Origin of the sequence: Dietzia sp. MNB45 (assembly GCF_051994785.1) — a bacterium.
Lineage (GTDB): Bacteria > Actinomycetota > Actinomycetes > Mycobacteriales > Mycobacteriaceae > Dietzia > Dietzia kunjamensis.
The window spans coordinates 2,409,100-2,431,189 of record NZ_CP163397.1 but is presented as its reverse complement, the minus strand read 5'-3'; the positions used below and the strand labels follow the sequence as shown (position 1 = coordinate 2,431,189).

The 22,090-nt window shown below is 65.7% G+C and carries 21 protein-coding genes and 2 pseudogenes; 9 read left to right on the top strand and 14 right to left on the bottom strand.

All coding sequences use genetic code 11. The annotated features are described in order from the left end of the window. Nucleotides 1-52 precede the first annotated feature (52 nt). Together AB5G72_RS11615 and AB5G72_RS11610 are read left to right on the top strand one after the other, a co-directional pair. Nucleotides 53-2,095, top strand: coding sequence for a cytochrome c oxidase assembly protein (locus AB5G72_RS11615; RefSeq protein ID WP_268099851.1), 2,043 nt, complete (start codon nt 53-55; stop codon nt 2,093-2,095). A gap of 86 nt (nt 2,096-2,181) precedes the next feature. Then, complete coding sequence (locus AB5G72_RS11610) at nt 2,182-2,823, top strand: hypothetical protein (protein ID WP_017838581.1); 642 nt, start codon at nt 2,182-2,184, stop codon at nt 2,821-2,823. A gap of 60 nt (nt 2,824-2,883) precedes the next feature. On the opposite strand, the gene AB5G72_RS11605 is transcribed toward AB5G72_RS11610, so the two are convergent. Next, entirely contained in the window at nt 2,884-3,579 is a 696-nt protein-coding gene (locus AB5G72_RS11605) for a M23 family metallopeptidase (RefSeq protein ID WP_440219921.1), read from the bottom strand. Nucleotides 3,580-4,058: 479 nt separating this feature from the next. Between AB5G72_RS11605 and AB5G72_RS11600 the strand changes: the two genes are divergently transcribed. Beyond that, entirely contained in the window at nt 4,059-4,829 is a 771-nt protein-coding gene (locus AB5G72_RS11600; RefSeq protein WP_440219920.1) for a M23 family metallopeptidase, read from the top strand. Between the two features lie 761 nt (nt 4,830-5,590). On the opposite strand, the gene AB5G72_RS11595 is transcribed toward AB5G72_RS11600, so the two are convergent. Continuing rightward, nucleotides 5,591-5,968 (bottom strand): hypothetical protein, encoded by a 378-nt coding sequence (locus AB5G72_RS11595; RefSeq protein ID WP_017838585.1) that lies wholly within the window; start codon nt 5,966-5,968, stop codon nt 5,591-5,593. 446 nt (nt 5,969-6,414) lie between these two features. Here AB5G72_RS11595 and AB5G72_RS11590 point away from each other — a divergent pair, with 446 nt between their 5' ends. The 4 genes and pseudogenes from AB5G72_RS11590 to AB5G72_RS11575 all read left to right on the top strand — a co-directional run bounded on the left by AB5G72_RS11590 (nt 6,415) and on the right by AB5G72_RS11575 (nt 7,589). Further along, nucleotides 6,415-6,615, top strand: a complete 201-nt coding sequence (locus tag AB5G72_RS11590; protein WP_017838586.1) for a hypothetical protein — start codon at nt 6,415-6,417, stop codon at nt 6,613-6,615. Nucleotides 6,616-6,629: 14 nt separating this feature from the next. Continuing rightward, on the top strand, nt 6,630-6,797 hold the full coding sequence (locus AB5G72_RS11585; protein WP_159981201.1) for a hypothetical protein: 168 nt from the start codon (nt 6,630-6,632) through the stop codon (nt 6,795-6,797). Continuing rightward, nucleotides 6,767-7,069 (top strand): annotated as a pseudogene (locus AB5G72_RS11580) (SURF1 family protein); the annotation flags it as partial. The gene AB5G72_RS11585 and the pseudogene AB5G72_RS11580, both read left to right, overlap by 31 nt. Nucleotides 7,070-7,211: 142 nt before the next feature. After that, nucleotides 7,212-7,589 carry a hypothetical protein gene (locus AB5G72_RS11575; protein WP_268092360.1) on the top strand — a complete coding sequence of 126 codons (378 nt, stop codon included), beginning with the start codon at nt 7,212-7,214 and terminating at the stop codon, nt 7,587-7,589. Nucleotides 7,590-7,770: 181 nt separating this feature from the next. Here the strand turns inward: AB5G72_RS11575 and AB5G72_RS11570 are convergent, their stop codons facing one another. The 6 genes from AB5G72_RS11570 to merA all read right to left on the bottom strand — a co-directional run bounded on the left by AB5G72_RS11570 (nt 7,771) and on the right by merA (nt 13,617). Continuing rightward, a complete protein-coding gene (locus AB5G72_RS11570) occupies nt 7,771-8,418 on the bottom strand; it encodes a vitamin K epoxide reductase family protein (RefSeq protein WP_017838588.1) in 648 nt (215 codons plus the stop codon). Further along, nucleotides 8,402-9,046, bottom strand: coding sequence for a DsbA family protein (locus AB5G72_RS11565; protein WP_017838589.1), 645 nt, complete (start codon nt 9,044-9,046; stop codon nt 8,402-8,404). The genes AB5G72_RS11570 and AB5G72_RS11565 overlap by 17 nt, the downstream gene beginning before the upstream one ends. 114 nt (nt 9,047-9,160) lie before the next feature. After that, nucleotides 9,161-10,399, bottom strand: a complete 1,239-nt coding sequence (locus AB5G72_RS11560) for a Dyp-type peroxidase (RefSeq protein ID WP_440219919.1) — start codon at nt 10,397-10,399, stop codon at nt 9,161-9,163. 6 nt (nt 10,400-10,405) lie between these two features. Next, complete coding sequence (locus AB5G72_RS11555; RefSeq protein WP_096907166.1) at nt 10,406-10,993, bottom strand: copper chaperone PCu(A)C; 588 nt, start codon at nt 10,991-10,993, stop codon at nt 10,406-10,408. A gap of 582 nt (nt 10,994-11,575) precedes the next feature. Beyond that, a complete protein-coding gene (gene lspA / locus AB5G72_RS11550) occupies nt 11,576-12,139 on the bottom strand; it encodes a signal peptidase II (protein ID WP_154828172.1) in 564 nt (187 codons plus the stop codon). An 83-nt stretch (nt 12,140-12,222) separates the two neighbouring features. Then, a complete protein-coding gene (gene merA / locus AB5G72_RS11545) occupies nt 12,223-13,617 on the bottom strand; it encodes a mercury(II) reductase (protein ID WP_440219918.1) in 1,395 nt (464 codons plus the stop codon). 92 nt (nt 13,618-13,709) lie between these two features. Between merA and AB5G72_RS11540 the strand changes: the two genes are divergently transcribed. Continuing rightward, nucleotides 13,710-14,099, top strand: coding sequence for a heavy metal-responsive transcriptional regulator (locus AB5G72_RS11540; protein ID WP_061230215.1), 390 nt, complete (start codon nt 13,710-13,712; stop codon nt 14,097-14,099). A gap of 95 nt (nt 14,100-14,194) precedes the next feature. Here the strand turns inward: AB5G72_RS11540 and AB5G72_RS11535 are convergent, their stop codons facing one another. Next, complete coding sequence (locus tag AB5G72_RS11535) at nt 14,195-14,791, bottom strand: CueP family metal-binding protein (RefSeq protein WP_173674812.1); 597 nt, start codon at nt 14,789-14,791, stop codon at nt 14,195-14,197. An 8-nt stretch (nt 14,792-14,799) separates the two neighbouring features. Beyond that, a complete protein-coding gene (locus tag AB5G72_RS11530; protein WP_440219917.1) occupies nt 14,800-16,737 on the bottom strand; it encodes a heavy metal translocating P-type ATPase in 1,938 nt (645 codons plus the stop codon). Between the two features lie 48 nt (nt 16,738-16,785). Here AB5G72_RS11530 and AB5G72_RS11525 point away from each other — a divergent pair, with 48 nt between their 5' ends. Then, nucleotides 16,786-17,013, top strand: coding sequence for a hypothetical protein (locus AB5G72_RS11525; RefSeq protein ID WP_241737405.1), 228 nt, complete (start codon nt 16,786-16,788; stop codon nt 17,011-17,013). Nucleotides 17,014-17,852: 839 nt separating this feature from the next. Here the strand turns inward: AB5G72_RS11525 and AB5G72_RS11520 are convergent. The 4 genes and pseudogenes from AB5G72_RS11520 to AB5G72_RS11505 all read right to left on the bottom strand — a co-directional run. After that, on the bottom strand, nt 17,853-18,209 hold the full coding sequence (locus AB5G72_RS11520) for a metal-sensitive transcriptional regulator (protein ID WP_017838595.1): 357 nt from the start codon (nt 18,207-18,209) through the stop codon (nt 17,853-17,855). Continuing rightward, complete coding sequence (locus tag AB5G72_RS11515; RefSeq protein WP_067718071.1) at nt 18,206-20,578, bottom strand: heavy metal translocating P-type ATPase; 2,373 nt, start codon at nt 20,576-20,578, stop codon at nt 18,206-18,208. Before AB5G72_RS11515 ends, AB5G72_RS11520 begins: the two co-directional genes overlap by 4 nt. Nucleotides 20,579-20,664: 86 nt before the next feature. Next, nucleotides 20,665-20,874: a heavy-metal-associated domain-containing protein gene (locus tag AB5G72_RS11510; RefSeq protein WP_007625927.1), complete on the bottom strand. Its 210-nt coding sequence runs from the start codon at nt 20,872-20,874 to the stop codon at nt 20,665-20,667. A 377-nt stretch (nt 20,875-21,251) separates the two neighbouring features. After that, nucleotides 21,252-21,617, bottom strand: a pseudogene (locus tag AB5G72_RS11505) (L,D-transpeptidase); the annotation flags it as partial. Nucleotides 21,618-22,090: the final 473 nt, after the last annotated feature.

Here is a 22,090-nt window from a genome sequence, read left to right as displayed (position 1 = left end):
CAGAGCAGGCGCGAATCGGACCCCGGGATACCCGCTTCCTACGATAGGGATCATGTCGCCGTCGTCGAAGGCACCCTCGTCCAAAGCTTCCGCCACCGCCAGACCGCTGCGTACCCGCGGTGTGGTGCCGGTCGTGGTGCTGCTCGCGGTCGTGGCGGCAGGTGTGGTGGTCCCGCTCTCGCGAATGTCCACGGACCTGGCACTCGAGCTCCTCGGCGTCCCGAACCCGGGCCTGCTCACCACCGCCGGGCTCCCGGCGGTCCGCGCGATCGCCGAGCTGCTGGCATCGGTGGCGGTGGGAATGGCGCTGTTCGCCGCGTTCTTCACCCCGCCGCAGAAAGACAAGACCCTCGACGTGGACGGCTACCGCGCACAGCAGATCTCCTCGTGGATCAACATCGCGTGGGCGATCGCGGCGGCCCTGCTCATCCCGCTGACCCTGTCGGATGTGTCCGGGCGCACGCTCTGGCAGTCCCTGCCGCCGGACCAGTGGATCGTGGCGATCACTCAGATCGAGGTGGCGTCCTCGTGGCGCTGGGCCGCGATCATTGCACTGGTCGCCGGGATCGGGCAGCGGCTCACCGTGAGCTGGCGCTGGTCGGTCATCTGGCTGGGGGTCACGGTGCTCTCGCTCCTGCCCGTTGCCGCGACGGGCCACGCCTCGGGCGGCACCGCCCACGACATCGCCGCCAACTCGCTGATTATCCACCTGTTCGCTGCCGCGTTCTACGTCGGTGGGCTCGTCGCGGTGATCGCCCACGCGATGCGTGGCGGGGGCCGGGTAGCGCTTTCATTGCGCCGCTATTCGGTGGTGGCCACGGTGGCGATCGTCGCGCTCGGGCTGACCGGGATCATCAACGGGCTGGTCCGTCTGCACCCCGCCGACCTGTTGTCTTCGACCTACGGGCTGCTGATTGTGGCCAAAGCGTTGTGCCTGGCACTGTTGGCGGTGTTCGGGCTGGCGGTGCGCCGGCGCATCATCAACCGCATCGAGGGAACGTCGGCCAACGCCCCGGTGGACCGCGGCACGCTGCTGCGCATCGGACTGGTCGAAACGGTGATCATGGCGGGCACCCTGGGTCTGTCGGTCTCGCTCGGCCGCACCCCGCCCCCGGCACCGCTCTATGTGCCCACCCGGCAGGAGTCGCTGCTGGGTTTTGAGTTGCCGGGGCCGTTCTCCTTCGAGACGGTGTTCGGTCTGTGGCGCTTCGACCTGGTGCTGGGTCTGGCCTCGGTGATCCTGCTCGGGCTCTACGTGTGGGGGCTGATCACCCTGCGCCGACGCGGCGACTCCTGGCCGGTGGGACGAACCGTGGCGTGGGTGCTCGGGTGCGTGCTGCTGTTCCTGACCACCAGCTCCGGTATGGGGATGTACATGATGGCCGACTTCGCCAGCCACATGGTCGGGCACATGCTCATCTCGATGCTCGTTCCGGTCCTGCTCGCCCTAGGCGGGCCGCTGACACTGGCACTGCGGGCGCTCCCGGCGGCGGGCCGCGGCAACCCGCCGGGACCACGCGAGTGGATCGTGGAGTTCATCAACAACCCGCTCTCCCGATTCCTCACCCACCCGATCGTCGCCTCGGTGCAGTTCGTGGCCGGGTTCTACCTGATCTACTTCGGAGGGTTCTACGAGACGCTGGCCTCCGAGCACCTGGGCCACATGTTCATGAACGTGCACTTCCTCATCAGCGGCTACCTGTTCTACTGGGTGATCATCGGCGTGGACGCGGCGCCGCGGCACTTCTCGCCCTTCTACAAGCTCATGGTGCTGCTCGGTTCGCTACCGTTCCACGCCTTCTTCGGCATCGTGCTCATGAACTACAAGACCGTGCTGGCCGAGAGCTGGTACTCGGGGATCGGGCTGCCCTGGGTCCCGGATCTGCTGCAGAGCCAGCAGGTCGGCGGCGGGGTGGCGTGGGCGGCGGGGGAGATCCCGCTGTTCATCGTCATGCTCGCCCTGGCCTGGCAGTGGTTCCAGACGGACATGCGTGAGGCGCGGAGGGGGGAGCGGCAGGCCGAGCGGGACGACGACGCCGAGCTCAAGGCCTATAACGACATGCTCCGCGAGATGTCCCAGACCGACCGGAAGTAGGGGACAAGCGGACCCTCGTCGTCGAGGATGGTTCCCTCACACCCCCTTGTTCGTCCCCCAGGCACGTCGGCGATAGGAGCGAGCCCGTGAACGAGATGGCCGCCCGCCGCAACATCCCCAACCCCACCAACCGGCGGGTGCGACAACCCGGTGGTCTCCACCTCAGTGGCGAGCAACCCCGCTACCAGGACCACGACACCGATCACGGCGAGGGGAAACAGAGAATGGGCGACGAACTGAGTCACAGCGCACGTAATCAGGCCGAGTTCACACGCTCGCACTGGCGGGCGATGCGAGAATTCGTGCTCGTCGGCCTCACCGCCATCATCGCGGGCGGCCTTGTCGCCGCGGTCACCGGTCCCACCGGTTTCGATGAGGGTTCCTGGGTGGCGGCCTACCTGGTGCTAGTTGCGGGGGTGGCCCAGGTAGGGCTGGGCGTCGGACAGGCACTGCTTACTGGCGGCACACTGTTCGGTCGCCTGCGTGTTGTCCAGCTTCTCGCCTACAACTTGGCCAACAGTGCGGTACTCGGTGGCACCCTGACCGGCTCCGTGATCGTGGTGGCCGCGGGCGGTGTGCTGTTGCTGATATCGCTCACGTTGTTCCTGGCCACTGTGCGTCACGCGCGCCCGCGTACGTGGTATCTCGTGCTCTACCGGATTGTCATTGCCAGCCTCGCAGTGAGTGTGCCGGTGGGCGTCGTCTTGTCAGTTGTTCGTCACAGTTAGAAGCCCAGTGTGGGGGAGCCAGGGCCTTGTCGGCCAGCCTGCGCCGTCAGAGTTCCGGCGTCATAGGGCGCTGCTGCTTGACCCCGAGTTGACCATGATGCCCCGTTCTGCCAGCCATGCCGACGGATCGACAGCCCGCGAGCCGCCGTCGGCCCATACCTCGAAGTGCACGTGTGGGCCGGTGGAGAAGCCGCGGTTGCCCATCACGCCGATTTGCTGACCAGCGACGACAGTGTCACCGACCTGAACGGTATTGCTCTCATTGTGGCCGTAGACGGTCATGAAGCCGTCCGGCGACATGATCCGAATCCAGATGCCGAAACCGGAGGCCGGGCCTGAATCGATGACGATTCCGTCGGTCGCGGCGAACAGCGGTGTGCCGATGGCGTTGGCGACATCGAGACCCGAATGGGACGTGCCCCATCGGGGGCCGAAGGAGGACGTTGAGATGCCCACTGCCGGGAGGGCCACAATGGGACGCCGCGCCTGCTCCTCGGCAATCTCACGCTCGTAGTTGAGTTCGGTGCCCCTCTGCAGACTGGCGACGAAACCCGCGGCGGTGGGTCCCGGCTCGCCTGACACGTTCGCGTCATCGGAGGTGAGGGGGAGCGGAGCCGAGGGGGTCGCGGCTTGGGCATCTTTGGAGTGTGCGTCATCGGTGCTACCGGCCGGGGGCTCGTCGGTCGCGAGGAGGACGATCTGCTGATCACTGGTGGGCGCCGCCGCGGCAATAGAGGCACCCGCGGCCAGGGCCACGACCGCGGCGATACTGCGGTGGTTGTTCGGTGAAGGCCGGCGATGGGCTCCGCGGCGGCGCCGCGGGGGGCTGGTCGACTGAGAGGCGTGCTTCGGTCCTGCTCGCTTCTCCACTGCTACCGAATCCCGTCGTCGTCTAACCGTAATCGTTTCGTGACCTGACCCCGGTTAAAGGTAGTGGCTGACCAACCGGGTCGCAAGGCAGATGCACGGCCGAGACGACCGTCACAGAGAGGACCAGTGAGGTGACAGCTCCGCCAGGGTTAGGCGCTGGCTGAGCTTCCGAGGTGGAGACGACTTCTCCCCGACCGGGAGTCGATCTGGGCGCACTGGGGCTGGCGATGATCACGAATTACGCGCTGAGGGGTGACACGATCGATACCGAGTTGTTATATTGGGTCGTGTTGCCGACGAAATCGGTCACCCGCATCGCATAGACGTCGCGGGAACACATCACCCCGAACGATGGAGACAGCCCCATGATCGACTCCACCCGGACCGTGACCGTCGCAGAGCTCACCGAGCGTTTGGGCGTGCGCAGCGCGACTTTGGCCGGCGGCCGCCATCGTGTGGCCAGCGAAACCGCGACGGTGTCGCGGTTTGTTGGTAGCGCCGTCGTCGGCGTAGCCCTCTCGGGCGGCCTTGGTCTGGCTTTCGCGCCAGCCGCCGCCGCTCAACCCGTCGCGATCGATCAGGCCCAGGTCGTCGAGGCGATCCAGGCCGCGGCCGAGCAGTTCGGCATCGGCCCCGCCGAGATCCAGAGGATCGGGGAGCAGTTCGGCCTCGCCCCAAGTGAGGTCCGGCAGTACGCCGCCGGGCTCGGGCTCGGTTCCCTCGGCGACAGCGCCGGTAGCCCGCAGATCGGCGGCGCACATGCCCCTACGGAGGCCGTGATCACCTCGGGGTTCGGCTCGCGTTGGGGCAGCTTCCATAACGGCACTGATTTCGGTGCGCCGATTGGTACGCCGCTCTACGCCGCCAAGAGCGGCGTTGTCGAAGCCGCTGGCCCCGCCGCCGGGTACGGCATCTGGATCCGCATCCGCACAGATGACGGCGAACTGCTGGAATATGGCCACAACGACCAGAACTACGTCAGCGTCGGCCAGCGGGTCAACGCCGGTGAAGTGATCGGAACCGTCGGCAACCGCGGAGACTCCACCGGCCCCCACCTGCACTTTCGCGTACAGACCGCCGCCGGTCAGTGGGTCGACCCGGTGCCGTGGCTCGCGGCCCAAGGAGTCCTCGTCTAGCACCGTCCACTTCGGGCGTGCCGACCGCCTCCCCGCGGGGGAGCGCGTGCTGGTGTTCGCCAATTTCCGGGCCGGCGTTGCAACCCCGCGCGGTAGTGCATTTCTTCGGGGAATCCCCGACTTACTAGATCTCAAACAAGCCCCTGCAGGTCACGGCGTTGCGCCCACTCCGAAATGACTCCAGAACCGGAGAATTCTCCGGAACGCTGGCAGGAGTGGTTCCTGGTTTCCGGCCGCGTGCGCGACGTGGAAGCGTGTCCCGGCTGGGAGCGAAAACCGGGGTTCCGCGGACCGTCTTGATATCGCGGTCATTGAGCTGAGTCGTACGGGATTCGATCAGCAGGCCGGTGACCGGACCAGATGCTTACCGCCTCCACCGGCGGCGTCGAGTTGGTTGCGGTGCTCCTCACGCAGATGCTGCCGGGCTCGCTCGTGCTGCAGGAGTTGTGGGCCGACGGGACTCCGTACGCGCCGGGCGTGCGGTACCTCAACGGGCTACCCGGTACGTCGAGGTCGTCCTGCCGTACACGTCGGGCCTGGCCCCCGGTTCGATGGCGACCAACGTGGTGGTCCAGGACGGCTGCGAGCAGAACCTCTCCGAGCACGTTGCCGTGGCCGATCCCCGCGCCCCCGACTACGTCCTGAACGCTCTCGACCCCGGCAACCCGCGTCAGCCGCGGTGCGAGGCGAGCGCCCCGATTCACGATCCGCGGGAATCTTCCTCCCGATGTTCACCCCACCGCGAAAGGCCGGGGTCTTTGTCAATTTGCTTTTGGCCCCGTTTCGCGAGTGGTCAGGATCTGACGAAGGCCCGCCACGAAGTACACGACGAGCACGATCAGCATGATCCCGCTGACGATTACCGCAGCAGGCCGCTCTGCATCTCCGGCGAACAACGCGCCGAGGTCGGCAAGCGGCATGAGAGATCCCAGTGCCCCGAGCACGGCGATGACGAGCGCTGCGATCATCACCCCTCGGCTGGCGTTCGGGACGCGGCTCGCGATGAACGCCGCGATGAGCAGCAGCACACCGATAAACGCCGGTATCAGCGAGGTGGCACTCTCCATCCCGGTGGTGAAGTAGGCGATGAGTCCGGTGGCGGTGAGGATGCCGCCCGTCCACGTGGTCAATGCGATCATTGCTGATCTCCTAGGTCGGTATCTGATTGCAGCTAGGCTGGCACGCCCGTTGCTCTGCGAGCAGTCATCGGCTCCAACGACGCCTAATCAGGCTACGGTCCCGGACGCTGCTGGGGGCGAGACTCCAGGGCGCTCTTCAAGTGTCCCATTCGGTCATGAGTCCCGCGTTTCTGCTTGGGGGGTTAGGTGACACGGGCAGAGTCGACACGAATTGCTAGACCTCAACATGCCCGTGCAGGGCACAGCGTTGCGAACACCCCGGAATGGCTTCAGAACCACCGAATTCTGCGGAACGCCGGTCAACCGGAAGGTGCTGGCGGCCCAGTAGGTAGGCGCCCAGCGCAGCCACGCCGGGCCCGTAACACACCGGGGCTCTGGCCTCGGCCGGGAACGCAGCGGTAGTCACTACTCCGCATGAACATGCGCGCCGCTGGGCGCGGTGCTCGATGGCGAGCATGTTCGATCGGCGGGAGGTCGAAAACCTGACGACGCTGATCACGGACCACCAGGGCACCGGACAGGTCGTAAATGAGGTGCGCGCCCCCCGGTCAGCCCAGTTTTCCGACAGGCCCGTGCAGCCGGCTCCCGTCGCCGTGGTGATGCGCAGGGTGATCGGACAGCCGGCACGATTACTGTTTGGCAGGTGAAACGGTTCTCTCGCATGCTCAAGCCGGGATGGTTGATCACCCTTCTGTTCATCAGCCTCTTCGCCTACCTGTGCTTCACGATGCTTGCCCCCTGGCAGTTGAACAAGTACGAGGATCTCAAGGCACGCAATGCCAGCTCGTTGAGAGCAGCGTGGCAGGGCCGGTTCCGTTGGACGAAGTGATCCGGCGGGAGGGATCTCTCGGTGATTCCGAGTGGCATCTGGTTACTGCGCGCGGAAGTTACCTGCCCATGGAGGATGTCCTGTTGCGGATGCAGTCCGTCGACGGTGAACTCGTGTACCAGGCACTTCGTGCATTCCGCACCGACAGTGGTGACTCCCTGCTCGTCAACCGCGGATGGGTCCGCGTCGGCGACGACAACGCGGTCCCGGACTTCCCGTCCGCGCCGACGGGCCAGCTGACCATCATCGCCCGCCTCAGGATCCCGATGGATGCTCCCGCCCAACCCATCGTTCTGCACGATTGGAACATGGTGCGCAACATCGACCCCCCCCGTCATCGGGGACCTCCTCGGCACCGACTTGTCGCCCTATTATCTCCAGCTCGCCGGTGGGCAGCCCGGGTCTTTGGAACCGATGCCAGTGCCGTCCACCGAGTCGGGTCCGTACTTGTCGTACGGACTGCAGTGGATGGCCTTCGGGGTCCTCGCTCCCATCGGCCTGGGCTACTTCGTGTGGAGCGAGATACGTCAGCGCCGTCGTCTGGACGACGAGGACAACGATGCCGCCGCGGCGCGGCCACGCAAGGGCGGGAACCGGGCAGCAGGTCCCGGGCAGGACACCACAGCGTCGCAGGCCCCGTCGGGCCCTCCCGCGGCCACGGTTGGAGACGATGGTCCATCGGACGAGGCCGCGGACTCAGACCGGCTCGTAGCGGCGGCCATGCGTGATCGCTACGGTGACCGGTTCGCATCCGAGTATCGACGCAGCTCGCGTGGAGGCAACCGCGCCTGATCGTCTGCGACAGCAGTCGATAGCTGTACGAGGAGTTGGACAGCGGGCGGGGGACCGGGTCCGAGAGCCATCCGGCGTGCGCTGCTTTGATCTGGGAGCGCCTGCGCAGACTGCGGTGTGCCGCCCCCGAGTGAGCCGAGGACTGACTCGCGGAACGCGATCTGCTGTTCGGCGAGCGTTTCTAGACGAGGGTGGTCCAGTAGTCCCAGAAGCGGTGCGTGATGAGCAGCAGGACAAGTAGGTACCAGGCGGTAAGTATCGCGCCCCGGTATTCGGTAACTACGGCGATGAGGCGCGCAAGACCCGCCGAATCGCTGCGGCGTAGTGGCTGAAGATTGCACAGGGTGCAGTACCAGAAGATCGGTATGGTCACCGCCCAGACGATCATGCAGTACGGGCACAGGGCACCGATGCTGTACAAGCTTTGGTAGATGAGCCAGTGGATGAACACCACCGCGAAGGTGACGCCTACTTGGATGCTGGCCCACAGCCAGCGCTGAAATGCTCCCCCCGCCAGGAGCGCAGCACCCAGGGCCGTGGTGGCGGCGAATCCGGCGATGCCGATGATCGGATTGGGGATGCCAAAGGCCTCGGCCTGCGCGGTGGTCATCACCGACCCGCAGGACAGGACAGGGTTGATGCTGCAGGACGGGACGTAGCCCGGGTTCTCGATCAGCGCGATCTTCTCCACCAGCAGCACTACCGCCGCGACCAGGCCGATGAGCCCACCAACGATCAGCACCACCGCGAGCCTGCGGTGGGGGTACTGATCCGGGCCGGCGTTGGTGGAGTGTGCGACCGGGGTGGCTGAGCTATTCGAGGGCAGCATTGATGCTGTTCTCGAGATCGGTGACGCTGGTCGGCTCGAGGCGCTCCCCGTCCAGGAAGAAGGTCGGCGTGCCACTGACCCCGAGGCTCTGACCGTCCTGCTTGCTCTGCTCGATGCGCTCGAGGGTGGCCGGGTCGTTGTATGCGCTCTCGAAGCGCTCCATATCTAACCCCAGTTCCTCGGCATAGCCGAAAAATGTGTCCATTTGCGGGGTTTGTTGGTGGCCCCACTGCTCGGGAGTGTCAAACAACTTGCGGTACATGGCCTCGAACCGGCCTTGCTCGGCGGCGGCCTCGGCGGCCAGGGCCGCCGCCATAGAGTTGTCGTGCAGGGGCATGTGGCGCACCACGAACGTCACCCGGTCTCCGTACTGCTCGCGGAGGTCCTCAATTGTCGGATAGAGCGCGATGCAGGCTTCGCATTCGAAATCGAGGAACTCAACGAAGACGGCGTCACCGCCCTCAGACAGTCGGGGACTGTCCTCACGCACCAACACTCCGGTGCCCGGACTGTCATCAGGACGTGCCTGCTCGGAGCCGGAATCGTTCCCGGCAGCCAGTAAGGCCACCACCAGGACGACCAGCGCAGCCGTGATCAGCGCTAGCGAGAGCTTCAGATTCTTACTCAACAGATTGTCCGCTTTCTAACTCATGCGTGCCCCGACGTGATCACTGGATGATAATCGGGCAGCCGTTGCTTCGGCGGTGAGGCGGTGACCATGACCCCCGGTGGTTGCGTGCGGCTATCCCTCCAATGCGCTCTCTCCGACGTAGCCGCCCTCGTGGCACCCCGGTGGGATCGCGAACACGGCGGAGCCGATCGGAACCGTCCAGGTGTTGAGCATGTCCTGCTCTGCCAGTCGCTGCTGGATCGGCACGAACTGGCGTACCGGGTCGGCCTGGTAGGAAGCGAACAACAGACCGGAGTTGCTGATCTGGCCGGACTCCGGGACATCGTCATAGTTGTACGGTCGTCGCAGGATCGTCTCGGCCCGGACCCGTGGCCGGGCCCGGGCGATGTGTGGCTCGGTGGGGATGACGGTCAACCCGGTGCGGTCCATTGCCTCGAAATCAGCGGGGTCGTGTTCTGTAGTACCGGTCAGTGGCGCGCCCGAGTCGAGTTTCCGTCCGATCGAGAGCTCACGGGAGCTCCGTTCGATCTCCTCCCAGGTGTCCATCGTCATCCGGATACGGCGCAGCACCAGGGAGGTGCCGCCCCGCATCCATCGCCGGTCGGCGCCATCGGAATAGAGCAACTGGTCGTAGTCGGCATCGGCCGGTGAGGGATTGGCGGTGCCGTCAATCTGACCGAAGAGGTTGCGTTGTGTCTGCCCGGACGGGTCGGTGCCCACGGCACGGCGGAACCCTCGCTGCGCCCACCGCTGAGTGACCGCGTCGCGAACACCTGAGGACAGAATTCGGGCCGAGTGTGCGACGGTGAGCGGGTCGTCGGCACAGACCTGCAACAGCAGATCGCCGCCGGACCACCGGTCCTCGAGCCGGTCGATCTGTGGGAAGTCCGGCAGCGGCTGCAACCACTCCGGGGTGCGGCGGCCAAGCCCGACCTTGCCGAGCAGCTCCGTGCCGAAACCGATGGTGACCGTCAACCGGGACGGTCCTTCAGCCAACTCGTGTTGCAGGTCGGCGAGACCGCCGCGCCCCTGCGTGAGCCGGGCCGCGTCCTGGGTCCAGGCTCGCAGTACGCCGATGAGGTCGGTGCCGCGAACACCCTCTCGCAGATCGAATGCCACATACGCCGCATGCGCCTGCGGCGCCGTGGTGACGCCGGACTGACGGTCACCATAGAAGGGCTCGGTGGCCGCGCCGACGGCCCGGGAGTTGGCCACCGCGTCGCGATCAGGGGTCCGAGCAGTGGCGGTACGCTCACCAACTCCCCACCCCGCCGCACCTCCGGCGACGGCGGCCCCGCCGACCAGGAAGGATCTGCGATTCAACGCCGAGCGATGGTTTTGGTCGCCCATGTCCCGTCACTCCCCGCCCTGGTACTGCTCATTGCCCCCCTCGAACGACCGTGCCGAGGCGACGATCTCGCTCGTATCGCCGTTCTCCAATGTGAGGGTCACGGTGACTTCCTGGCCCGTGCGGATCGCTTCGTGCACTCCCATCAGCATGATGTGATTCCCGCCAGGCTCGAACACAAGCTCTCCGCCCGCCGGGATGACAAAGCCGCCCTCTCGCGCCCGCATCATCGAGCCACCCGCCGCCCCCGAGACGGTCTCGTGCAACTCGGCCTCACCGGAAACCGCGGAGGTCACCTCGACCAGGCGGACATCCGCATCGGATTGATTTCGCACGATTCCAAACACCGGTGCCATCGCGCCGCCGTCGCCGTGCGCGTTCGAATCACCGGAACCGGGGTCACCAGTGACCTCGCCGTGGTCAGTACCCCCATTGACGTCAGTGGCCTTGACCCACGCATCCTCCACCACAATGGGCGCCGCGCCAGCGGTCGCGGCTGCGGTCGTCTCCGTCTCGGTCTCGGTGTTCTCCGAGGTGCACCCGGCCAGGCCCAGGGCGACCGCGGCGATCACCGCGACGAAGGGGGTCCTACGCATAGCTCACTCGCATCCATCTAGCTCCACGCACTTGAACCGAGACAACCCCTATCTCCAAACGGAGCGCCGCACCGGCGTGGAAAAGTTACGGCGCAGTTCGGACTGCAACGGCTAGCCAAGAGTCTATAATGTGGCGCTTCGGTCCGGCCCACCGGTCGTGGCGTGCGGTGGAAGAGACAGAGCCGGGCCGCATCGGCCGGGTACGGCCGCGTCGTCACCTAGTCGGACAGGTACGACCGAACTAGAGGCGAGCGCGACGTCATCGACTGGCTGCCGACCAAGCGGGCTCGCGCTCTGCGGGCAGGGGATAGACCTGCCGGGTCAGCCGCTGCCAGGCATCTGCCGCAGAATATCGGTGCAACTCGGACTCTCTGTCGCGGAAGGCGCGCAGGTCCTGACATCGCGCGTCGTGATCGTCGCTGACCCGCCACCAGATCTCACCCCACCTCCCGACTGATCCGGGCGCGCACCGCTCAGGCCGCGCAAGCGGTGGAACCGGTGCTCTGATGGTGGCGCTAGGAGCGCACCCCGACAGCGGCCACCAGGCCGAACAAATATAGAGCCAACGCTGCTACGGCCACCTCAGTGGTCATGAGGTCCCCTGGCTTGCCGGGCCGAAGCTGCTGGCATCTCCAAGGCCTCGGCCTTGTCGCGACCGGTGAGGGTGGCCACGATCAGCACCACGGCGCCACCGGTGATGAAGACATCGGCGAGGTTGAAGGTAGGGAACCAACCGGTGTGTAGGTAGTCAGTCACCAGCCCGTCGGTGGCGCGATCGATGAAGTTGGCCACAGCTCCGCCCAGGATCAGGGCCAGCGCCAGTCGTACTGTGCGCGTTGCGGTGCGGGTGGCCCGCCAGGTGAAGATCGCCAGCGCACCGATGATGAGTCCAGTGATGGCGAGAACGACGCCGGCGGGGAGGCCATCGCCGAGGCTGAACGCCACCCCGGAGTTGAAGCCCAGGCGCAGCTGCATTAGTCCTAGGTCCACCGTATGGCCGTCGGCCAGTGCTCCGCCCGCCCAAGTTTTAACTCCGAGGTCCGCCGCGACCAGCAGCGTGACCGAGACGACCAGAGCAGTTCGCGCCCGGGCGCCTTGTTCGCCTTGGTGGGGTGGTTCAGTAGCGGGATTAACGTCCTTTGGCATGACGTCATCCTCCTCGACTCGAAGCCCAGGCGGCAGGATACCTCGATCGCGAATGACCAAGCCCCCTCATGTGGAGGCGGTGTTCAGGCGCAGCAGGAGGTGGGTAGTTCGGTGTGGAAGGTGCCTGCGACCAGGCGCAGGGCTTCGGAGGTGGTCAGATAGGGGGCCCAGGTGTCGGCAATCTGGCGGGTGGTCATCCCGGCTGTGATGGCGTAGGTCGCGGCGAGCATGATTTCTCCGGCGTGGTCTCCGATTGCGCTGAGTCCGAGGATTCTTCCGGTTTCTGTTTCGGCGACCATTTTGATCGCCCCGCGGGTGTCCTGGTCGACTAAGGCGCGCGGCAGGTCTTCGAAGCTCATCACCCGGGATTGGCAGCGGTGCCCGGCGGCCCGGGCTGCGGCCTCGGTGAGCCCGGCGGTGGCCAGGTGGGGGCGGGAGAAGATCACCGCTGGCAGTCCGGTGTAGTCGACGACCTCGCCTGGGCCCTGCGGATCGGTGCGAAGGGCGTTGGCCGCGGCGGCTTTCCCGGTGGCAGCAGCGACGTAGACGAACTGGGGTGCCGAGGTGGCGTCACCGGCGGCGAAGACGCGCCGGTTGGTGGTGCGCTGATGCTCGTCGACGAGGATGAATCCGTCCGGGTCGGTGGTGATGCCTGCGGCTGGCAGGTTGAGGCGGTCTGTGGACGGGCGACGCCCGGTGGCCACTAGTAGCCGTTCTGCGCAGTGGCTGCGGCCCGAAGCGGTACGGACTGTGACCTGTGCGTTCTGCCGGTCGACAGAGGTGGCGTGCTCCTCGATCACCGTGATCCCGTCCTGAGCCAGGGCCTGGCGAAGGATGGCGACCATCTCCGGCTCGGCAGCAGGGGTGATCCTGCCGATGATGGTCACCCGGGTGCCCAGATGGGCGAAGAGTTGGGCCTGTTCGATACCGACGTAGCCACCGCCAATGACGATCATGGAGTCGGGCAGTTCAGTTAATTCCATGGCGGTGGTCGAGGTCAGATGCTCCACCTCGTCCAGCCCGGTCACCTCCTTCGGTAGTGCCGGTTCTGCTCCGGTGGCCAGTACCACCGAACCGGCCGCCACCGGATCCCCATCCATCACCAGAGTGTCGGGATCGAGGAAGGAAGCCTCCCCACGGCGGATCTCGAAGCCATGGGCGTTCGCGACGTCGGCGTACTTGGTCTCTCGCAGTCGAGTGACCAGCTGGTCCTTCTGCTTGACCAGCGCTCCCAGATCAACGCCCCGGGCGAGGGTGGGGACCCCGGGGAAGGGATTGGTCAGTGCGACCTGGCGGGTGCCGGCAGCGGCCAGCAGCGCCTTGGACGGGACGCACCCGATGTTCACGCAGGTGCCGCCGATGGTGCCGTGCTCGATCACCAGCACCGTCCTGCCGGCCTGGCGAGCGGTGATAGCGGCCGTCATGGCTGCCCCGCCGGAGCCCACCACCGCCAAATCGAATTCGAAACCCGGTTCCATCAGATGGCCCCTCTCTTTCTTCGCTCATTAGGATGGACCTTCCAGCGCACTGGAAGGTCAACCCAGGCGGTCTCGAAGGAGCGGTAATTCCAATGAGGATCGGCGAACTGGCTGCCACGGCGGGCACCACTCCGAAAACCCTTCGCTACTACGAATCCGTGGGCCTGCTCCCGCCCCCACAACGAACCCTCAACGGCTACCGTGACTACCCCGAGCACGTGATCTCCCGGCTCGATTTCATCCGGCGGGGCCAGAGCGCGGGACTATCGCTTGCCCGCATCGGTGAGATCCTCCGGATTCGCGATGACGGACAGGCACCTTGCGCTCACGTCGACACGCTCCTGGTGACTCGACTGGACGAGATCGACCAGCAGATAGCCGATCTCTTGCAGCTGCGTCAGGCAGTCGCCCAGCTCCAGTCCGCCAGCCGCACAGTGGACCCTGCGACCTGCCAAGCCGAGACGATCTGCCGCTACCTCTGACTGGCGGTGCTGTGGTCCATGCGGGACGCACCGCCTTCCCTGCCGGCCGGGGGCCGCGACCCGGCGGGGGGTTGTTGATGCGGGGAGGGGGGTTGTCAGGTGAGTCTCATGGTGGTCAGGCAGGTGAGGTCCTGGTCTCCGGTGGCGATCGGAACAGTGGCCGACTTGTCGTCGTAGTCGATGGTGAGCGTGGCAGTGATGTCTCGCGGTAGCCAGAATCCGAGGAAGCCGTTGTCGTAGGTGGTGCGTGGTTCGTCGATGAGGATGTCTCCGGTGGCGGTATCGGTGACGGTGACGTGCACCTCCTCGGTGGCCATCTCACCGCGGCAGGTGGTCAGGCTGTGGAACTGGCAGGGGTGGGTGCTGGTGTTGTAGGGCGCCACTGACAGATAGAACTGGTCATCTGGCATCGGCATCGTTGCCAGGCCCTCATCGCTACTGGTCAAGACCAGTTCGGTCGGCTGCACCGAGGCGATCAGATCATCCGGCCTATCGGCCACCGGCATGGTGTCGAGTTTGTTGATGATCTGGGGCGCGTCGAGACCGGCGAGGCCGTAGGACTCCAACGACGGGTTGGGTGGTTCTGTCGAAGCGTTCTCGGACGGCCCGGTCGAGCAGCCGGCGAAAGTTAACGCGGCGGCAGCAAGGAACGCGGACGCGACTCGTCGCCGCGAGTGGTGTCTGATGGTCATCGTGTTTATCATCGCTCCATCGCTCTTGTGACGGATTCTGGACTCAGGTCGAGGCGGCGTAGCAGCTGGGCGTTGAGAGCGACAACGACTGTCGATAGCGACATGAGGATGGCGCCGACGCTCATGGGCAGCACGAATCCGACCGGGGCCAGGACACCTGCGGCCAGGGGCACGGCGGCGAGGTTGTAGCCGGCGGCCCACCACAGGTTCTGCTTCATCTTGCGGTAGCTCGCCCGGGAGAGTTCGATGACCGAGAGCACAGAGCGGGGATCCGATGAGGCCAGGATGACGCCGGCGGAGCCGATCGCCACGTCGGTCCCGGCGCCGATGGCGATGCCCACATCGGCTTGGGCCAGTGCGGGCGCGTCGTTGACCCCGTCGCCGACCATGGCGACCTTGCGGCCCTCGTGCTGGAGTTGGGCGACCTTGGCGGCCTTGTCTTCGGGCCGGACCCCGGCGAAGACCCGGTCGATGCCGAGCTCGGCGGAGACGGTGTCAGCGACGGCCTGAGCATCGCCGGTGATCATGACGACCTGCGCACCGGCAGCATGGAGCGCGTCGACGGCGTCACGGGACTCGGGCCGGATCTCATCGGCCAACCGCAGCGCGCCGATCACCCGGCTATCGGCGAGGACGTGCAGGATGATCGCGCCCTCGGTACGCCACTGATCGGCGACGGGGAGTTCGTCGCGATCGTGCTGGTCGAGGAGATAGGGGCCGCCGACCTCGACCACGGTGCCCTCCACCGTGGCCTTCACGCCCACAGCTGGCGAGGAGGAGAAGTCGGTCGCCTTCGCCACGGTCAGTTCGCGGGCCCTTGCGGCCCCGACCACTGCTCTGGCGAGCGGGTGCTCGCTGTCGCTCTCGGCCGCCGCGGCGAGGGCGAGTACCTCGTCTTGGGTGTGTCCCTCGATCGGTTCGATTCCGGTGACGGTGGGTTCGCCCTTGGTCAGGGTGCCGGTCTTGTCGAACAGGACGGCGTCGACGGTGCGCATCGATTCGAGCGCGAGGCGGTCCTTGATCAGCACCCCGCCGCGGGCGGCGCGTTCGGTGGCGATCGAGACCACCAACGGAATCGCCAAACCCAGCGCGTGCGGGCAGGCGATCACCAGCACGGTGATCGTGCGCACCACCCCCGCATCCGGCATCCCCAGAACACTCCAGATGACAGCGGTGATCACGGCCGATGCGAGGGCGAACCAGAACAACCAGCCGGCCGCGGTGTCAGCGATGCGCTGGGCCCGCGAGGAGGATGCCTGCGCGTCGGCCACCAGCTTCTGAATTCCGGCCAGGGCAGTGTCGTCACCGATTGCGGAGACCTCGACGCGTAAGCCGGAGTCGGTGGCCACCGTGCCGGCGACCACCTGCTCGCCGATCTCACGCCGGACCGCCTTGGATTCGCCGGTCACCATGGACTCGTCCATGCTGGCCGAGCCGTCGATGATCCTGCCGTCGGCGGGCACAGAAGCACCGGGGCGGACAATTACGACGTCGCCGACCAGCAGATCGGCCGGTGCGACGGTGACCACGTCGTCGCCGTCGACCTTCTCGGCCTCATCAGGCAGCAGCGCCGCCAGAGAATCGAGTGCAGAGGTGGTGTGCGCCAGGGAACGCATCTCAATCCAGTGGCCCAGCAGCATGATGACCACCAGCAGCGCCAGTTCCCACCAGAAGTTCAGCTCATGATCCAACAAGCTCAGGCTTGCGCCCCAGGAGGCGATGAACGCCACGGTGATCGCCAAGCCGATGAGCAGCATCATGCCGGGCTGCCGAGCGCGAACCTCAGACACCGCGCCAGTAAGGAACGGCCGACCACCCCAGAGATAAATCACTGTGCCCAGGGCGGGGGAGACCCACCACACCCATCCGGCGTCGGGCAGCTGGTAACCGATGAGGTCGGCGAACATGTCATTGAAGCCGACCACCGGCACCGCCAAAACGAGCATGATCCAGAACAGCCGTCGGAACTGCCCGACATGGTCTCCGTGCCCCGCATGACCGCCATGGTCTTCATGGCCAGCGTGATGCTGCCCCGCATGGGCGTGGCCCGTCGTCTCCTGGGGCCCGTCCGGGTGATGGTGCTCAGCTACCGCCGTGTCTCGCTCGTTGAGGTGCCCGGCCGCGGCTCCGCCGGATCCGTGACTGTGGGCGTGGTCATGATGATCGTGCGACTGATTCATTTGGTCCCTTCCGTCTTGTCCATTGCCACCTGGTTGGCGTGATCTTCGAGCGGCATGCGTCCGGCAGCTTCGATATGCAGGAGTTTCGAGGGAGTAAACAGCAAGAACATGATTCCCTGACAGCGGTGAGCCCTAGCGCATGATGTGTTCTAGGGGTCATGGACATCTCTTCCCGTGGGGCCAAGTAGCAGTTGCTCCGGGCCACGAGCCGATACCGCCGCAGGGTATCGAATCGTGCTGACATCTGTGCTCGGCCGACCACGTTCGTGACACCGCCCATCCCAGGATCGCCGTTCCCGTCGGTGATGACGCACGTCCTGGCGTTCTGGGGTCCGGCCGACAGTCAGGATCGTGGGTGAGCCAGCGGATTGTGGTGGAGATTGTGTGAAGGTTTGCTCAAGATGTTCGTCAGGGGAGTGGTTCGGGCTGGCGCCACGATGATGGCGGCTCCCTTCTAGGGCGCTCGGAACGATGGAAGCACCCTCCGCCGCTGCTGGTCTTTCGGGCGCCCAAGGGCGTGGGCCAGGGTGAGCTGCCTTTGGCCCGACTTCGTAGCCACATTGCTCGAACCCGAAGGCTTTTTCGGTGACGACCTGCGGTGATGGCCTGGCACGATTGGAACAACCGGGTTGCCAGCCCGGTATAGGGCCCGCGAGTTCGTCGAGCTAACCGGCGGCGTCGACCGGATCCTGAATTCGATCAGATGTCATGTTCTCTCCTGGTTTCTGCCGTGCGAGTTCATTGGCTTTCCCACCCGCAAACTATACCCCAACGGGGTATGTTGGTGAGGCGTGTTCACCGAATTTCGGGGCTCGGCTACATCCGCGAAGCATCCTGCTCGCGACCTTGCCGGGGCCTCCCATGCACCTACCCGCCCCCGCTTAGCGGGAGAAGCGGGCGATGGCGTCGGCCACTTCCTTGAATTTGATCTCTGCGGCCTCGTCGGACTCGTTCACTGCGTCGGCGACGCAGTGGCGCATGTGGTCGTCGAGCAGGCCGAGGGCGACGTTGCGCAGTGCGGAATTGATGGCGCTGACCTGGGTGAGGATGTCGATGCAGTACTGCTCCTCATCGATCATGCGGTGGATGCCCCGCACCTGGCCCTCGATCCGCTTGAGCCGGGCCTTGTAGCGGTCCTTTTCCTTCATGTAGCCGTGGTGACTGTGGGTCTCGCAGCCAGCGGCTTCGGCATCGTGCTCGGCTGCAGGGTCGATGGCGAGGTCCGGGGTATCCGTCATGACTGGCTCCTGGTCTGGTCGTGGTTGGGGGTCGCGTGGCTTGAGGTGAACCCGCGCAGGCGTAGGGAGTTGGTCACCACGAACACACTCGAGAACGCCATTGCGACGCCTGCGAGTATGGGGTTGAGCAGTCCGATCGCAGCGACGGGGATCAGTGCGAGGTTGTAGGCGAACGCCCAGAATAGGTTGCCCTTGATGGTGCCCAGGGTCCGGCGTGACAGCCTGATCGCGTCCACGGCGGATCGCAGGTCGTCGTTCATCAGAGTGATGTCGGAGGCTTCGATCGCCACGTCCGTGCCGGCGCCCATCGCCAGTCCGAGCTCGGCCCGGGCGAGAGCTGCCGCGTCGTTGACGCCGTCGCCGACCATGGCGACGTTCTTGCCCTTGGCCTGCAGTTTCTCGATCTGGGCGACCTTGTCGTGGGGCATGACCTCGGCGATCACGTTGGCCGGATCAATGCCGACCTCGCTGGCCACGACACGTGCGGCTCCGGCGTTGTCGCCGGTGAGCAGCCACGGGGTCAATCCGAGAGCTTTGAGTCCGGCTACCGCCTCGGCGGAGGTGGGCTTGACGGTGTCGCGGACGGTGATCACGCCCGCGACGGTGCCGTCGATCTGGGCGACCACAGGGGTGCCGCCCTGCTTCTGGGCATCGTCGAACGCGGTCCGCAGGTCCGCCGGCAGGGAGCCCTCAGGGCGACCAATGGTCACCACGGCACCGTCGACGGTGCCCGTGACGCCACGGCCTGCAGTATTGGTGAACCCGGTGACCTCCGGCAGAATGGCGGATCCGGCCTCCCTGTCGGCCACGGGGCCCTCGCCCGCCAGACTCTTTGCACCCTCGCGGGCGATGGCCTGGGCGATCGGGTGCTCGGACGCGGCCTCCACCGCAGCGGCCTTGACCAGCAGATCCGTCCGGTCGAATCCGGCGGCAGTGGTGACCTGGCTGACGGACATCACTCCGGAGGTGACGGTGCCGGTCTTGTCCATGACGATGGTGTCGACGCGCCGGGTGGACTCTAGGACCTCGGGCCCCTTGATGAGCAGTCCCATCTGGGCGCCGCGGCCGGTACCGACCAGGAGTGCGGTGGGAGTGGCCAGGCCCAGTGCGCACGGGCAGGCGATGATGAGCACGGCCACGGCGGCGGTGAACGCGGTGGCCAGTCCCGCTCCCACCACAAACAAGTGCACGAGCAGGGTGATGATCGCGATGACGATCACGATGGGCACGAAGACCTGCGAGATGCGGTCGACCAGTCGTTGGACCGGGGCCTTCTTGGACTGCGCCTCGGTGACCAGCTTGGCCATCTGGGACAGTGTGGTGTTCTCGCCGGTGCGGGTGACCTCGATCAGCAGTCTTCCCGAGGTGTTCATGGTTGCGCCGGTCACCGTGGAGCCGGACGTGACCTCAACCGGGACGGATTCGCCGGTGAGCATGGACTCGTCGATCGCGGACGAACCCTCGGTGACGCGACCGTCGGTGGCGATCTTTTCGCCCGGGCGCACCACGACGATGTCGCCGACCTTCAACTGACCCACGGGGATGCGGACCTCGACGCCGTCGCGGAGGACGGCGGCGTCCTTGGCTCCCATGTCGAGGAGCGCCTTGAGTGCGGCGGAGGACTGCCCCTTGGCCTTGGTTTCAAACCAGCGGCCCAGCAGCAGGAAGGAGATCACCACGGCGGCGGTCTCCAGATAGATCTCGTCCATCGTGGAGTTTGTGGGCAGCAGATGCACTTCCATGGTCATGCCGGGCATGCCGGCGTTGCCGAGGAACAGTGCCCACAGTGACCAGAGGTAGGCGGCCGCCGTGCCCATGGAGACCAGGGTGTCCATGGTGAACGAGCCGTGCCGCAGGTTGGCGAGGGTGGCCTTGTGGAAGGGTGCGCCTCCCCAGAAGAAGATGGGGGTGGCCATGGTCAGCACGGCCCACTGCCAATTGGTGAACTGCAGTGCCGGGATCATGCTCAGCAAGACCACCGGGACCGTGAGTGCAGCCGAGACAATCAGACGGTGTTTGAGGTCTGCGGTCTCGCGTTCCCTGGCCTCCTCGATCTGGTCTCGGGGACCGGCGCCGCCACCTGCGGAAGTTGCGTCCACAGCCTGGTCGTCGTCATTCTTCATCGTGAACGCGTCGTATCCCGCACCGCGCACGGTCTCGATGAGCGCGTCCGTGTCGACCTTGCTCGGGTCGAAGGAGATGGACGCGGACTCGGTGGCGAAGTTGACCGTGGCGTCCACCCCGTCGAGCTTGTTGAGCTTGCGCTCGACCCGCCCCGAGCACGAAGTGCAGGTCATGCCCGTGACGCCCAGATCTATGTCGATCAGATCCACCGCGGGGTGCATCTGGGAGGGTTGAGTCTGGGTCATCGAGGATCAATCCTTCACGGTGAACGGGTGGTGTGCTCGGGGCCAGGGATCTCGCCAGCTGCTGGGGCTGGCGAGATCGCTTCGCGTCAAGAGGTGACGGTGTAGCCGGCTTCCTTGACGGCGGCGACGACCTGCTCGTCGGTGAAGCCCTCGCCGGAGACCGACACCGTTCCGGTCTTGCTCGAGGCCTCCACCATGGAGACGCCCGCGATTTCGCCGACTTCCTCCTTGACCGACGACTCACAGTGTCCGCAGGTCATGCCCTGGACGGTGTACTCCTTGGTGCTGGTAGCCATGACGGCTCCTTCCGTTGACGGGTGTAGTTCGTTGAGACATCCGATGGCTCGGATCAATCCGAACACCAATGAACCTATACCCCGTAGGGGTAATGGTCAAGGGTGATGTTCGCTTGTGTCCGCGGCTCACTCCGCCTGCACTCTGATCGCCCGGACGCCGTATGGATTGACCAGTAGGCGGGCGCAAGAGCCGTGGCGGCAAGGTCTTTGGAAGCGCGGAGACGAGCTCACCGTGCTGGCGGTGCAGCGCGAACCAGGCCCTTGCTGCCGCAGTCGAGCAGTTCGTCATAGAGACGGGCGACGCGTATTAACGCAGGCCAACACCCGGCCATGTCTGTATCCGCAACCAATTGTTCGGAACCCTGGCCGAGGGCCTCTTAGGCTAGGTCGGCATTTACAGCACGCCAGGTTTCCCACGGGATGTTCCAGTCGCCCAGCCCGTCGGTCCCGGGAAGCGTCGGTCCGACGGTATTGATGACCTTGACCACGTCGCCCCGGTTGCTGCTGTGCTGGAACGACTTGGCGTAGGCGTCGGTGACATTGATACAGCCGTTACTGACGTTGGTGAAGCCCTGTTGTTCAACGGACCATGGGGCGGCATGGACGTAGATCCCGCTGTAGGACATCTGGGTGGCCCAGTTGACTGAAAGCCGGTAGCCGTCGGCCGAGTCGACCGGCACACCAAACGTCGATGAATCCATGATGAGCGATTCGTATCGGTCGCCGATGTAGTAGGTGCCGTTCGCAGGGCCGCAAACCACAGCAGCGGCGCATCGCGCAGTCCCCATTTGATACCGAGGAAGCAGGCAGCCAGGGCGGCGGTGATCCATAACATCCGAAGCGGGGACGGTTTGCCGGTTAACGCAGGGGATCCGCCTTCGGCTCGCGGGGAGGTCATCGACGCCCCCGCGGTTGACTGTCTGCCGATTTGTCGCTCGGGCTGGCCATCCGGTCCGGGGGTCTTGAGCTACAAGAACTCAATCGGCGCGGGAGGGGAGAGGTGACGCTTTCAAGGGGAAGGGTCGCGAAGAGCCCGCTGGGTTTGGCCCACGCAAGGAGCTGCGAGCGAAGCAATAGGTTGACGAGCGGATCGACGAGCCCGCTGGCGGGCAGGCCGGCGAGCGGGTGGTCCTTGCCTGCCCAGTGGGAATTCTGCCGATTTGTGCCACCCGTACCGCGACCGAGGGGCAACCTCACCAGGGTGTGGTGTAGCTCA

Coding starts and splice junctions, on each gene's coding strand:
- AB5G72_RS11615 (WP_268099851.1), top strand. CDS start 53: ATGTCGCCGTCGTCGAAGGCACCCTCGTCCAAAGCTTCCGCCACCGCC.
- AB5G72_RS11600 (WP_440219920.1), top strand. CDS start 4,059: ATGATCGACTCCACCCGGACCGTGACCGTCGCAGAGCTCACCGAGCGT.
- AB5G72_RS11595 (WP_017838585.1), bottom strand. CDS start 5,968: ATGATCGCATTGACCACGTGGACGGGCGGCATCCTCACCGCCACCGGA.
- AB5G72_RS11590 (WP_017838586.1), top strand. CDS start 6,415: ATGGCGAGCATGTTCGATCGGCGGGAGGTCGAAAACCTGACGACGCTG.
- AB5G72_RS11585 (WP_159981201.1), top strand. CDS start 6,630: ATGCTCAAGCCGGGATGGTTGATCACCCTTCTGTTCATCAGCCTCTTC.
- AB5G72_RS11575 (WP_268092360.1), top strand. CDS start 7,212: ATGCCAGTGCCGTCCACCGAGTCGGGTCCGTACTTGTCGTACGGACTG.
- AB5G72_RS11570 (WP_017838588.1), bottom strand. CDS start 8,418: ATGCTGCCCTCGAATAGCTCAGCCACCCCGGTCGCACACTCCACCAAC.
- AB5G72_RS11560 (WP_440219919.1), bottom strand. CDS start 10,399: ATGGGCGACCAAAACCATCGCTCGGCGTTGAATCGCAGATCCTTCCTG.
- AB5G72_RS11555 (WP_096907166.1), bottom strand. CDS start 10,993: ATGCGTAGGACCCCCTTCGTCGCGGTGATCGCCGCGGTCGCCCTGGGC.
- lspA (WP_154828172.1), bottom strand. CDS start 12,139: ATGCCAAAGGACGTTAATCCCGCTACTGAACCACCCCACCAAGGCGAA.
- merA (WP_440219918.1), bottom strand. CDS start 13,617: ATGGAACCGGGTTTCGAATTCGATTTGGCGGTGGTGGGCTCCGGCGGG.
- AB5G72_RS11540 (WP_061230215.1), top strand. CDS start 13,710: ATGAGGATCGGCGAACTGGCTGCCACGGCGGGCACCACTCCGAAAACC.
- AB5G72_RS11535 (WP_173674812.1), bottom strand. CDS start 14,791: ATGACCATCAGACACCACTCGCGGCGACGAGTCGCGTCCGCGTTCCTT.
- AB5G72_RS11530 (WP_440219917.1), bottom strand. CDS start 16,737: ATGCTCGTTTTGGCGGTGCCGGTGGTCGGCTTCAATGACATGTTCGCC.
- AB5G72_RS11525 (WP_241737405.1), top strand. CDS start 16,786: ATGACCGCCATGGTCTTCATGGCCAGCGTGATGCTGCCCCGCATGGGC.
- AB5G72_RS11520 (WP_017838595.1), bottom strand. CDS start 18,209: ATGACGGATACCCCGGACCTCGCCATCGACCCTGCAGCCGAGCACGAT.
- AB5G72_RS11515 (WP_067718071.1), bottom strand. CDS start 20,578: ATGACCCAGACTCAACCCTCCCAGATGCACCCCGCGGTGGATCTGATC.
- AB5G72_RS11510 (WP_007625927.1), bottom strand. CDS start 20,874: ATGGCTACCAGCACCAAGGAGTACACCGTCCAGGGCATGACCTGCGGA.